9 protein-coding genes are annotated in these 14,563 nt (G+C 27.2%); 8 read left to right on the top strand and 1 reads right to left on the bottom strand.

Annotated elements, in window-relative coordinates; genetic code table 11:
• Window positions 1-201 precede the first annotated feature (201 nt).
• The 8 genes from secE to rpoC all read left to right on the top strand — a co-directional run bounded on the left by secE (window position 202) and on the right by rpoC (window position 11,988).
• Entirely contained in the window at window positions 202-588 is a 387-nt protein-coding gene (gene secE, locus BUCIKOCA2762_RS02085) for a preprotein translocase subunit SecE (RefSeq protein ID WP_154028247.1), read from the top strand.
• A 3-nt stretch (window positions 589-591) separates the two neighbouring features.
• Window positions 592-1,134 carry a transcription termination/antitermination protein NusG gene (gene nusG / locus BUCIKOCA2762_RS00115; RefSeq protein WP_154028245.1) on the top strand — a complete coding sequence of 181 codons (543 nt, stop codon included), beginning with the start codon at window positions 592-594 and terminating at the stop codon, window positions 1,132-1,134.
• A gap of 73 nt (window positions 1,135-1,207) precedes the next feature.
• Window positions 1,208-1,639 (top strand): 50S ribosomal protein L11, encoded by a 432-nt coding sequence (gene rplK / locus BUCIKOCA2762_RS00110; RefSeq protein WP_154028243.1) that lies wholly within the window; start codon window positions 1,208-1,210, stop codon window positions 1,637-1,639.
• 2 nt (window positions 1,640-1,641) lie between these two features.
• The gene (rplA, locus tag BUCIKOCA2762_RS00105) at window positions 1,642-2,331 is read left to right on the top strand and encodes a 50S ribosomal protein L1 (protein ID WP_154028241.1); all 690 of its coding nucleotides are present in this window, start codon (window positions 1,642-1,644) and stop codon (window positions 2,329-2,331) included.
• Between the two features lie 165 nt (window positions 2,332-2,496).
• Window positions 2,497-2,982, top strand: a complete 486-nt coding sequence (rplJ, locus tag BUCIKOCA2762_RS00100; protein WP_154028239.1) for a 50S ribosomal protein L10 — start codon at window positions 2,497-2,499, stop codon at window positions 2,980-2,982.
• A 52-nt stretch (window positions 2,983-3,034) separates the two neighbouring features.
• Window positions 3,035-3,403, top strand: a complete 369-nt coding sequence (gene rplL / locus BUCIKOCA2762_RS00095) for a 50S ribosomal protein L7/L12 (protein WP_154028237.1) — start codon at window positions 3,035-3,037, stop codon at window positions 3,401-3,403.
• A gap of 222 nt (window positions 3,404-3,625) precedes the next feature.
• Window positions 3,626-7,657, top strand: a complete 4,032-nt coding sequence (gene rpoB / locus BUCIKOCA2762_RS00090; protein WP_154028235.1) for a DNA-directed RNA polymerase subunit beta — start codon at window positions 3,626-3,628, stop codon at window positions 7,655-7,657.
• Between the two features lie 98 nt (window positions 7,658-7,755).
• A complete protein-coding gene (rpoC, locus tag BUCIKOCA2762_RS00085) occupies window positions 7,756-11,988 on the top strand; it encodes a DNA-directed RNA polymerase subunit beta' (RefSeq protein ID WP_154028233.1) in 4,233 nt (1,410 codons plus the stop codon).
• Between the two features lie 250 nt (window positions 11,989-12,238).
• Here rpoC and metE read toward each other — a convergent pair whose 3' ends face one another.
• Window positions 12,239-14,524 carry a 5-methyltetrahydropteroyltriglutamate--homocysteine S-methyltransferase gene (gene metE / locus BUCIKOCA2762_RS00080; protein WP_154028231.1) on the bottom strand — a complete coding sequence of 762 codons (2,286 nt, stop codon included), beginning with the start codon at window positions 14,522-14,524 and terminating at the stop codon, window positions 12,239-12,241.
• Window positions 14,525-14,563: the final 39 nt, after the last annotated feature.

The following is a 14,563-nucleotide window of genomic DNA, read 5'->3' as shown; positions in this document are numbered from 1 at the left end:
AAATCAAAAATAAGTACTTTACCATTAATTATCTAAACAGATAATATATTTTTATTATTGATACATGTATTATGCATATACTTTAATAATTAATTCTTAATTATATAACAATTCAAAAAAATCAAATTGTATTATCAAAAATAATTATAATTAAATAATTTTTAGAATACACTATATCAATCTAATAAGAGCGCTATAATTATGCATATTCATAAAATATATAAAATATATATGAATTATACTGAAAAAATAAAGTGGTTGTGTATAGCTGTTATCCTACTACTAATACTAGTAAACTATATTTTTTTTATTCATAAATCTACAAAATTAATAAAAATAATATTTTTTAATATATTCTTTATACCACTATTTAGTTTACTCTTTTATACAAATATCGGGAAAAAAATAATTATTTTTATAAAAGATATAAAATCAGAATTGTTTCAAATCACATGGCCCAATTATATAGAAACATTAAAAACAACCGGGATAGTTCTTTTATTAATCATATTAACATCTGTATTTTTATGGATATTTGATGCATTAATACTTCGTATAGTATCCTGGATACTAACACCGAGGTTATAAAAATTGTGCATAGATAAAAAAAAATGGTATGTTTTACAAGCTTTTTCTGGTTTTGAAAATAAAGTAGCACAGTCAATACTTAATAATAAAACAATAAAAAAAATGCAAGATATATTCGGCCAAGTCATAGTTCCGTCAGAGGAAGTCATCGAAATTCGAAAAGGCCAAAGAAAAAAAAGTGATTCTAAATTTTTTCCAGGATATATTTTAATTGAAATGATCATGAATAATGATAGTTGGCATTTAATTAAAAATTTACCAAAAGTATTAGGTTTTGTAGGTGGTACTGCCGAAAAACCAACACCAATTAGTACCCGTGAAATAAATATTATATTAAAAAAATTAAAAAAAATTGGCAATAAACCACGACCAAAAAAAATATTTGAACCCGGTGAAAATATTCGCGTTAATGATGGTCCTTTTTCAGATTTTAATGGAATTGTTGAAACTGTTGATTATGAAAAAAACCGACTAAAAGTTTCTGTATCAATATTCGGACGATCTACTCCTGTTGAACTCAGTTTTAATCAAGTAGAAAAATACTAAACACAAAAAAATAGTAATAAATTACTATGTTTACAAATACAAAAATGAATATTTTTTAATAAAGAGTGTAATAATGAATAAAAAAATTATATCTTATATAAAATTACAAGTTTTATCTGGTATGGCAAACCCTAGTCCTCCCGTAGGTCCAGCATTAGGACAAAAAGGGTTAAATATCATGGAATTTTGTAAAAATTTTAATACACAAACTGCTATATTAGAAAAAGGAGTTCCTACCCCTGTTATTATTACTGTATATTCTGATAAAACTTTTACTTTTATTATTAAAACACCACCTGCTTCAATTTTATTAAAAAAATATTTAAAAATTAAAAGCGGATCTAAAAAACCTAAACATGAAATTATTGGGACTATTACAAAAAATCAAATATACGCAATTGCAAAACAAAAAATGATAGATATGACCGGATCAAACATTGATAAAATAGCTAAAACTATTGAAGGCACTGCCAAATCAATGGGAATCACGATAATACAGGATTAAAAATGAAAAAAATATCAAAAAAAATGCAATTTAATCTCAAAAAAATAAAAATAAAAAAATTATACACTATTAATTCAGCTATAAAATTATTAAAAGACATGAAGCCGGCTAATTTCATAGAAAGTATTGATGCAACATTTCATTTAAACATTAATCCTAAAAAATCCGAACAAAATATTCGCGGATCTATATTACTACCTCACGGAACCGGAAAAAAAATAAAAATTGGAGTATTTACTACCGGAAAAAACATAAATATAGCCAAAAAATATGGAGCAGATTTTGTAGGTATGGAAGATTTAGCAATAATTATTAAAAAACAAACTATTAAATTCGATTTAATTATTGCATCTCCAGAAACTATGAATTTAGTTGGTAAACTAGGACCCATTTTAGGACCTAGAGGAATTATGCCTAACCCAAAATTTGGAACAATATCAAATGATATAAAAAAATCCTTAAAAGAAGCACGAAAAGGAAAAATAAATTATCGAAACGATAAAAATGGTATTATACACAGTAATTTTGGAAAAATAAATTTTCCTAAAATTCAATTGTATGAAAATTTTTTAACATTATATAATAATATTAAACAATCTAAACCAAATCAATTAAAAGGAGTATATTATAAAAAAATTAATATATCCACTACTATGAGTCCAGGTATTACCATTGATCACTTATCTTTATAAAATAAAATATATCCTTAATTTTATTTTAAAATATTCTAAAATATGTAAAAACACTAACCCGTAATAAAAACATATTTCATAAAAATATAAGCCTTCTATCCTGAAATTTATAATATCAATTATTTTATAATTATTTATAAATATCACTATAAATAGGATAAAACCATGGCATTACATCGTAAAAAAAAAAAATACATAATTAAAAAGATTAATGATATTGCGCAAAAATCATTATCTGTAATCACCGCAGATCCATCGGGAATTACCGTTAACAATATAAATCAATTACGCAAACAAGCCGTACAATTTTATGTAAAAATTTATGTAATCAAAAATACATTATTAAAAAAATCTTTAACTAATACAAACTTTGAAAAACTAATTGAAATATTAACCGGACCTACGTTAATAGCATTTTCTTTAAAACATCCGGGTAGCGCTAGTAGATTATTTATAAAATTTAATAAAAAAAACAAAAAATTTAAAATAAAAACAGCAATTTATGAAAATAAAATACTTAAAGAAAATAAAATACTTGATTTAGCATTACTACCTACACATATAGAATCCATAATAAAATTTATATTATTATTAAAGGAAATATCATTAGTGAAATTGATAAGATTACTAAACCATATTACACATAAATAAATATAAACTTTAACCTTTTTACATATATTTTGACTGTTTGGGAATAATAATTATGTTAATTAGTAAAGAAGAAATTTTAAATACTATTTCTAAAATGTCAGTAACAGAAGTTATGGAATTAGTTTCAATGATAGAGAAAAAATTTGATATCACATCCAATATTCCTCTAAATAATCAAAAAATTTCTGTTGAATCTAACAAAGAAGAAAAAGTATCTTTTAATGTAAAATTAATGACTATAGGGCCTAATAAAGTTTCTATTATAAAAATAATACGTAGTACTACTGGACTAGGATTAAAAGAATCTAAAGATCTTGTTGAATCTGCTCCTACTATTATTAAAGAAAATATAACAAAAGAAAACGCAGATAATTTGCATAAAATGTTGACAGATGCTGGTGCTACAGCAGAAATTATATAAAAATAAATATTAAAATGCATATAAAAATATATAAACATACTAGAGTGACTGGTGATTATTAGGTCACCAGTTCTTATCATGATATACAATTTTATAAAAATAAATTTATATACCATCAGAATAAATGAATTCAGAATTCATTTTTATTTTTATAAATATTTATACTTTAAATAATTTATGTAAAATTTTTATTATTATTATTACAAACATATTGAGGAGCTAATGGTTTACTCTCATACTGAAAAAAAACGTATTCGAAAAAATTTTGGTAAACAAAAAAAAATTTTAGATATTCCTTATCTGTTATCTATTCAAATCGATTCATTTAAAAAATTTATTCAATCTAATAAAAATAAATATCAAGGATTAGAATCTGCGTTTCAATCCATTTTTCCTATCCGAAGTTATAATGAAAACGCCGAATTACAATATGTATCTTATACTTTAGGCAAAAAAACATTTAATGTGCGAGAATCTCAAACAAGAGGTACAACTTATGCTGTACCATTAAGAGTAAAATTACAATTAATTGTGTATGAAAAAGATTCAAAAAATACTATAGTAAAATATATTAAAGAACAAGAAGTATATATGGGTGAATTACCTTTAATGACTAATAACGGTACATTTGTTATTAATGGTACAGAACGAGTAGTTGTATCCCAATTACATAGAAGTCCTGGTGTATTTTTTGATAGCGATAAAGGAAAATCGCATTCGTCAGGAAAAATACTATACAATGCAAGAATCATACCATATCGCGGATCTTGGCTAGATTTTGAGTTTGATACTAAAGATTATTTATTTGCACGAATAGATCGTCGAAGAAAAATGCCAATTACAGTTATATTACACGCTTTAAATTTTAGTACTGAAAAAATTTTAAAAATATTTTTTAAACATAATATATTTCGAATTAACAAAAATATTCTCACTATGGACCTAGTTCCACAACGACTATATGGAGAAATAATATCATTTGATATAAAGAAAAACAAAAAAATATATGTTAAAAAAGGAAAAAGAATAACTATCCAACATATAAATATATTAATAAAAAATAAAATTACGTCTATCAACGTACCAAATAGATATATTTACGGAAAAACAGTTAGCAAAAACTATATCGATCCAAATACAGGACTCACACTTATTACCGCAAATACTAAATTAACAAAAGAAGATTTTAAAAAAATAAAAAAACTTAACTACAAAAAAATATCTGTATTATTTACTAACGATCTTGATCACGGGCCCTATATTTCAAATACTTTACAAATTGATCCTACTAAAGATCGATATACTGCATTAATCGAAATATATAAAATAATGCGACCTGGAGAACCACCAACAAGAGAATCTACTGAAAATTTATTTAATAGTCTTTTTTTTTCTAAAGAAAAATATGATTTATCTCCTGTCGGAAGAATGAAATTCAATAAATCATTAAATCGTAATGATTCAAACGGATCTGGAATATTAAATAAAAAAGATATAATTGATGTAATAAAACGATTAATCAATATCCGAAATGGAAAAGGCGAAACAGATGATATAGATCATTTAGGAAATCGTCGTGTACGATCAGTTGGAGAAATGGTTGAAAACCAATTTAGAATAGGGTTAATTCGTGTAGAACGAGCTGTACGAGAAAGATTGTCTTTAAGTGATTTAGAAACACTCATGCCCCAAGACATCATCAATGCTAAACCTATTTCTTCAGCAATTAAAGAATTCTTCGGATCTAGTCAATTATCTCAATTCATGGATCAAAATAATCCATTATCAGAAATTACACATAAACGTAGAATTTCTGCATTAGGAATAGGAGGATTAACAAGAGAACGAGCAGGTTTTGAAGTCAGAGATGTACATCCTACACATTACGGAAGAGTATGTCCAGTAGAAACACCAGAAGGACCAAATATTGGTTTAATTAATTCATTATCGATATACGCTAGAACAAATCAATATGGATTTTTAGAAACACCATATAGAAAAATATTAAATGGAACTGTTACAGCAGATATACAATATCTATCTGCTATTGAAGAAGGTAATTTTATTATTGCACAAGCTAACGTAAAAATCAATAAAAATGGGCAATTTATAGAAAATTTAGTTACATGTCGATACAATGGAGAATTTGGTTTATTTAAAAATATACAAGTACAATATATGGATATATCAACTCAACAAATAGTTTCAGTGGGAGCATCGTTAATACCGTTCCTAGAACATAATGATGCTAATCGTGCACTCATGGGTGCCAATATGCAAAGACAAGCTGTTCCTACAATAAAATCAGAAAAACCACTTGTAGGAACAGGCATGGAAAGAGTAGTAGCAATAGATTCAGGAGTTACTGTTATAGCCAAACGAAGTGGAACGATTCAATATGTAGATGCTTCTAAAATTATTGTAAATGTTAATGAATCTAATATAAATTCCGGTCAATCTGGTTTAGATATATATAAATTAAAAAAATATATTCGATCTAATCAAAATACTTGTATTAATCAAATACCTTGCGTTAATATTAACGATTCAATTAAAAAAGGTGATGTTTTAGCAGATGGACCTTCTACTGACTTAGGAGAATTAGCATTAGGGCAGAATATGCGTGTAGCTTTTATGCCTTGGAATGGATATAATTTTGAAGATTCTATTCTTATTTCTGAAAAAGTAGTAAAAGATGACAGATTTACAACCATTCACATTCAAGAACTATCTTGTGTATGTCGTGATACCAAACTCGGTATTGAAGAAATAACTGCCGATATACCAAACATAGGAGAAGTAGCATTATCAAAACTAGATGCATCAGGTATTATTTATATAGGCGCTGATGTATCTAGCGGAGATGTATTAGTTGGAAAAGTTACTCCTAAAGGTGAAACCCAATTAACTCCAGAAGAAAAATTATTAAGAGCTATTTTTGGTGAAAAAGCTTCAGATGTAAAAGATTCGTCATTACGAGTACCAAATGGTATGCATGGAACTGTAATTGATGTACAGATATTTACTCGAGATGGAGTAAAAAAAGATCAACGTACTTTAGAAATAGAAGAAATGTTATTAAAAAAATCTAAAAAAGATCTAACAGAAGAATTAAAAATTTTTGAAGACAATTTAATTTATCGAATAAAAAAAATATTAATGCAAGCACATATACCAGAACACAATCTAAATATAACTTCATTAGACGATTATTTTAATGAAAATATTCAATATTCTGTAGAAATAAATAATAAAATTAATAATTTAGAAACAGAATATTTACAATTAAAAAATAGGTTTACAAAAAAAATAAAAGAAAAAAATCAAAAAATACAACAAGGTGATGAATTATCACCAGGAATTTTAAAAATAATAAAAGTTTATCTAGCAGTAAAAAGAAAAATACAGCCTGGCGATAAAATGGCAGGAAGACATGGTAATAAAGGCGTGGTATCAAAAATAAATCCTATTGAAGACATGCCTTATGATAATGAAGGAATACCAATAGATATAGTACTAAATCCATTAGGCGTACCATCACGTATGAATTTAGGTCAAATTCTCGAAACACATTTAGGTTTAGCAGCAAAGGGAATCGGGAACGTTATTAATAAAATGTTAAAAAATCATAAAAAAATACTTAAAATTCGTCAATTTTTACAAAAAGTATACAATCTTGGAGATGAACCGTACCAAATAGTTAACTTAAATAATTTTTCTGATGAAGAAATATTACAACTAGCACATAACTTAAGAAACGGTATGCCAATCGCTACACCAGTATTTGATGGGGTTAATGAACGAGAAATGAAAGAATTATTAGAAATAGGTAATTTTTCTACTTCAGGACAAATTACTCTATTTGATGGACGAACTGGAGAAAAATTTGAAAGAAAAGTTACAGTAGGATATATGTATATGTTTAAACTAAATCATTTAGTTGACGATAAAATGCACGCAAGATCAACCGGATCATACAGTTTAATCACTCAACAACCATTAGGAGGAAAAGCTCAATTTGGAGGACAAAGATTTGGAGAAATGGAGGTATGGGCGTTAGAAGCATACGGAGCCTCACATACATTACAAGAAATGTTAACAGTAAAATCTGATGACGTAACTGGAAGAACAAAAATGTATAAAAATATAGTTAGTGGAAAATATAAAATGGAACCAGGTATGCCAGAATCATTCAATGTATTAATAAAAGAAATACGTTCATTAGGTATTAATATTGATTTAAATAATGAATAAACACCAAACATTTCACCTTAAAATACCACATTATCAATATTAATCTTGTTATTTCATCTTATTTTACTAATTATCTATATATTTATAAGAAACAATTTATGAAAGATATATTAAGATTTTTTAAAAAAAAAACTAAAATTGAAGAATTTGATTCTATTCAAATTTCATTAGCATCTCCTGAAATAATACGATCTTGGTCTTTTGGAGAAGTTAAAAAACCTGAAACTATAAATTACCGAACATTTAAACCTGAACGTGATGGATTATTTTGCGCGCGTATATTTGGACCGATAAAAGATTACGAATGTTTATGTGGAAAATATAAACGCTTAAAACATAGAGGGGTTGTATGTGAAAAATGTGGTGTTGAAGTTACCCAAAGCAAAGTTCGCAGAGAAAGAATGGGTCACATCGAATTAGCAGCGCCTATAGCACATATATGGTTTTTAAAATCATTACCATCAAGAATTGGATTATTAATAAATATTCCTTTGAGAGATATAGAGCGAGTACTATATTTTGAATCATATATTGTAATAGAATCCGGCATGACAAATTTAGAAAAATACCAAATATTAACAGAAGATCAATATGTACAAGCAATTGATGAATTTGGTGACGATTTTGAAGCAAAAATGGGCGCAGAAGCTATACAGCAAATTTTAAAAAAAATGGATTTAAAAAATATATGTATAACATTAAAAAATGAAATATCTCAAACTAATTCAGAAACAAAGAAAAAAAAAATTACAAAACGAATTAAACTTATTGAATCGTTATTAATATCAAAAAATAAACCGGAATGGATGATTTTAACTGTACTACCCATATTACCTCCCGATCTTCGACCACTTGTTCCATTAGATGGAGGAAGATTTGCAACTTCAGATTTAAATGATTTATATAGAAGAGTGATTAATCGAAATAATAGATTAAAACGTTTATTAGAACTTTCAGCTCCTGATATAATTGTTAAGAATGAAAAAAGAATGTTACAAGAAGCTATTGATGCATTACTAGATAATGGTAGACGCGGACGATCTATTACTGGGTCTAACAAAAGACCTTTAAAATCTTTAGCTGATATGATTAAAGGAAAACAAGGTAGATTTAGACAAAATTTATTGGGTAAACGAGTTGATTATTCTGGTCGATCAGTTATTACGGTAGGACCATATTTACATTTAAATCAATGTGGTATACCTAAAAAAATGGCTTTGGAATTATTTAAACCATTTATATATGGTAAATTAGAACAAAGAAATCTTGCTACCACTATCAAATCTGCAAAAAAAATGGTAGAAAAAGAAGAATCTATTGTCTGGGATATACTTGCAGAAATTATTTGTAAACATCCAATTTTATTGAATCGTGCACCGACATTACATCGATTAGGAATACAAGCATTTGAACCAATTTTAATTGAAGGTAAAGCTATACAATTGCATCCACTAGTATGCGCAGCATATAATGCTGATTTTGATGGTGATCAAATGGCAATTCACATTCCTTTAACAAAATCTGCTCAAAAAGAAGCTCGATTATTAATGATGTCAACTAAAAATATACTATCTCCTGCTAATGGCGAACCAATTATTGTTCCATCTCAAGATGTAATTTTAGGTATATATTATATGACCAGAAAAAAAAAATATGGAAAAGGTGCTAACATGTTATTAGATTCTCCCAAAGAAGCTGAGCGCATGTATATACTAGGAGCTGCCGATTTACATTCAATTGTAAGAATTCGCATACGCGAATATATCAAAGATAATCACGATAATTTCAAAAAACAACAAAAAATTAAAAAAACTACTATTGGTAGAGCCATTTTATGGACTATAATACCCCGTGGATTACCATTTAATATAGTTAATAAAACTTTAAAAAAAGCAGATATTTCTAAAATTTTAAATATTTGTTATAGAAATTTAGGTTTAAAGGAAACTGTAAAATTAGCTGATCAGATTATGTATATGGGATTCTCGTATGCGGCCAAATCCGGTGTATCTGTAGGAATTAATGATATTATCATACCACCAGAAAAAACAAAAATCATAATAAAAGCTGAAAAAGAAGTTTCCGAAATACATAAACAATTTCAAACAGGATTAGTCACTGCAAGTGAACGATATAATAAAGTAATAGATATTTGGGCTGTTGCAAATGATAATATCGCTGATGCCATGATGAAAAATTTATCTCATGAAATTTTACACGATATAAATAAAAAAACAATAATTCAGAAATCTTTTAATAATATATTTATTATGGCAGATTCTGGGGCTAGAGGTTCTGCCGCACAAATCAGACAACTAGCTGGAATGCGAGGATTAATGGCTAAACCTGATGGATCTATTATAGAAACACCAATAACAGCAAATTTTAGAGAAGGATTAAACGTATTACAATACTTCATTTCTACACATGGTGCTAGAAAAGGATTAGCTGATACTGCATTAAAAACAGCTAATTCCGGTTATCTCACTAGACGATTAGTAGATGTAGCTCAAGATTTAGTAATCACCAAAACTAATTGTAAGACTCACAAAGGTATTTCAATGAGCGCTTTAATTGAAGGAGGAGATGTTAAAGAACCTCTGAGAGAAAGAGTATTAGGGCGCATAACTACTGAAAATATATTTTTCATTGATTCTCAAAAAATCATGATACCTAAAGATACTTTATTAAATGAAAAATGGTGTAGTATTTTAGAAAATAATTCTATTGACACAATTAAAGTAAGATCTGTAGTACACTGCGAAACAACATTTGGAGTATGTGCATACTGTTATGGACGTGATTTAGCTCGTGGAACATTAGTAAATAAAGGCGAAGCAATAGGTGTTATTGCCGCTCAATCTATTGGTGAGCCCGGTACACAATTAACAATGCGTACATTTCATATTGGAGGCGCTGCTTCTAAAGCAGCATCTGAATCTAGTATTCAAGTTCGAAAAAATGGACGTATTCATTTAAATCAAGCCAAATCTGTTATTAATTCTAACGGTAAAATTGTTATCATTTCTAGAAATGTCGAATTAAAAATGTTAAGTAAGTCTGGAAAAACACAAGAAAGTTACAAAATACCTTATGGATCTATACTAACTAAAGGGGAAGGAGAAAAAATTAACGCTGGAGAAATAATTGCTCGATGGGATCCTCATACTATTCCAGTAATTACCGAAGTAAGTGGATATATTCAATTCATTGATATGATTGATGGACAAAGTATTACCAAACAAACTGATGAATTAACTGGTTTATCTTCTATAATAATTCTAGATATATCTGAAAGAAATATACAAGGAAAAGATTTAAAACCCGCTTTAAAAATTATTGATAAAAATGGTTCAGATATATTTATACCTGGTACTGATATGCCTGCTCAATATTTTTTACCCGGTAAATCTATTGTGCAATTAGATAACGGAATAAAAATATCTTCAGGAGATACATTAGCTCGTGTACCTCAAGAATCAGTCGGAACTAAGGATATTACCGGTGGTTTGCCAAGAGTTGCTGATTTATTTGAAGCTAGAAAACCTAAAGAATTAGCTATATTAGCAGAAATTAATGGAATTATTTCATTCGGCAAAGAAACAAAAGGAAAAAGAAGACTAATTCTTACACCACCTAATGAAGATCATGCTTATGAAGAAATGATCCCAAAATGGAGACAGCTTAATGTATTTGAAGGAGAAAGAGTAGAAAAAGGAGATATTATTTCTGATGGTCCAGAATCTCCGCATGATATCTTAAGATTAAGAGGTGTACAAGCTGTTACCAACTATATTGTGAACGAAGTTCAAGAAGTTTATCGACTACAAGGTGTAAAAATAAATAACAAACATATTGAAGTCATTATTAGACAAATGTTAAGAAAAGCAACAATAACAAATTCCGGAGATTCTAATTTTTTAATAGGAGAACAAATAGAGTACTCTCGTATTATACTAGAAAATAAAAAATTAAAAAAAAATAAAAAGAAAATAGCAAAATTTTCTAGAGATTTATTAGGTATAACTAAAGCATCTTTAGCAACAGAATCATTTATTTCAGCTGCATCGTTTCAAGAAACTACTCGTGTATTGACAGAATCAGCAGTAGCAGGAAAAAAGGACAAATTACGTGGATTAAAAGAAAATGTTATTGTTGGTAGATTAATTCCGGCCGGAACGGGATATCAATATCATAGACAACGATTAAAAAATAGAACTAAAAATCTATCAAATAAAAAAAACGATAAAACATCTATTAGCGTAGAAGAAGCGGCGGCAAATTTATCTGAATTATTAAATTCTACTAAAAATATTAATAACAATATATAAATATATCATTCGAGCTGATTTAATCAACAGCTCGATATACATATCTATCTATATAGACATATAAAAAATTATTCATAAACATCTGTAAAATATAAAATTTTTAATTAACAACAATAATTTTTATATATTTACATATAAATATATTATTTAACATTTAACAAATTATTACGTCAATAAAATCAAAATATTATTACCACTAAATACAATCAAAATTGAATGAGATTGCATGAAGTGGAATAAAAATTTATATTTATTTCGTTAGAATTTTTTTTCGAACATTAATAGTAGCCTGTATCATATTTTGCAAAGCCAATGATGTTTCCATCCAAGTACGTGTTTTTAAACCACAATCAGGATTTACCCACAACTGTTGTATTGGAATATATTCGATAGCTTTCATTAATAATTGTTCAATCCAATTAATAGTCGGAATATTTGGAGAATGAATATCATATACTCCAGGCCCAATATCATTGGGATATTTAAAGTTTTTAAAAAATTCCAATAACTCCATATCTGAACGAGATGTTTCAACAGTAATAACATCAACATCCAAATCTACTATAGCTGACATAATATCATTAAACTCACAATAACACATATGAGTATGAATTTGTGTTTTATCTTTTACACCTGAGGAACATAATTGAAAAGATTTAACAGCCCAAGATAAATAATCGTTCCAATTATTTTTTCTTAACGGTAATCCTTCCCGTAAAGCAGGCTCGTCAATTTGGATAATATTAATTCCGGCATGTTCTAAATCTAACACTTCATCCCTTAAAGCTAAAGCAATTTGCTTAGCAATATTTTCTTTAGAAATATCTTCACGAGGAAATGACCAACATAAAATTGTTACCGGTCCGGTTAACATTGCCTTGATCGGTTTTTTAGTCAATTTTTGAGCAAACTTAGACCACATCACTGTAATTGGAGTAATTCGACTAATATCTCCTACAATAATTGGCGGTTTAACACAACGTGAACCATAACTTTGAACCCATCCGTATTGTGTAAAAACGAAACCTTCCAAATATTCACTAAAATATTCTACCATATCATTTCGTTCCGGTTCTCCGTGAACTAAAACATCCAAACCTAATTTTTCTTGTTGAATAATATTATTTTTAATATACTCTTTAATTGAATCTTCATAATCTAATTGACTAATTTTTTTGTTTTTATAATCTAAACGTAATTTCCTAATATCTGATGTTTGTGGAAAAGAACCAATAGTAGTTGTTGGTAATATAGGTAAATTTAAGTTTAATTTTTGAACCTTAGAACGAACAAAAAAACTATTTTTTCTCTTCATGTGATCAGAAGAAATTTGTAACAAACGATTTTGTACTACAATATTATTAACAATATTGGATGATTTATATGCATTAATTGGTTTAATCCAATGATATATTTCTTCTATATCTAATTTTCCATTCAAAACACGTGATAAAATAGATAATTCCAAACATTTTTGCATACCAAATGAAAACCAAGATTTTACAAAATCTGTTAAATTATCCTCTAATGACAAATCTAACGGAACATGCAATAAAGAACAAGATGTACTAATCCAAAAAACATTTCTAAATTTCATAAAAGATTTTAATTTAGTAAACCATGTCAATAAATCAGATTTCCAAATATTACGACCATTAATAACACCTAAAGATAACAAATATTTTTTATTAAAATAATTATGTAATTGAGATAAATCATATTTTCCAGCAATTAAATCAATATGTAAACCATCAATTGATAATATATTAACTATATCTAAGTTATGATGTATATCGCCAAAATATGTAGATAATAAAATTTTTGCTGTATTAACAATGTGTATTTGTTGGTATGTTTTAATAAACGCTTGTTTCCATTCTTTTGAGATATCTAAAACCAAAATAGGTTCATCGATCTGAATCCATTCAATTTTTCTTTTAGATAACTCTGCTAAAACTTCTTGATAAATAGGAATTATTCTTTCTAAAAGATCTAATTTATTAAAATTAATTCCTTTTACTTTTCCTAACCAAATATAAGTAAGAGGACCTAATAAAACTGGTTTTACAGTATAACCTAACGCTAATGCTTCGTCAGTTTCTTCAATAATTTGTTTCCAAGAAAAGCAAAATTTTTGATCAAGTGTAAATTCAGGTACAATATAATGATAATTTGTATTAAACCATTTTGTCATTTCAGATGCTGAACAGTTTTTATTAACTAACCTAGATCCCCGAGCAACTCTAAATAAAGTATCTAAATTTATTTTTTGTTCATTAATTTGATGTCTTTCTGGAATATTATTAATCATCATACTAATGTTTAAAACGTGATCATACCATGCAAAATCACCTACTGTTACATAATCTAAACCACTATCGGCTTGGTATTTCCAATTGCTATATCTAATTTTTTTACCAACAGCTAATAAGTCATTTAATGTAATTTTTTTTGACCAATAACTTTCTAAAGCAAATTTTAATTCACGATGCAAACCAATTCTAGGAAATCCTAGTATATGATTTTTTATAGCCATATATAAATTTTCCTATTACATTTATATTAATAATAATAT

It is taken from the genome of Buchnera aphidicola (Cinara kochiana kochiana), from assembly GCF_900698905.1.
Classification (GTDB): domain Bacteria; phylum Pseudomonadota; class Gammaproteobacteria; order Enterobacterales; family Enterobacteriaceae; genus Buchnera_F; species Buchnera_F aphidicola_W.
Note: the sequence above shows the minus strand (reverse complement) of the source record. Positions and strands in the feature narration are given on the sequence as shown.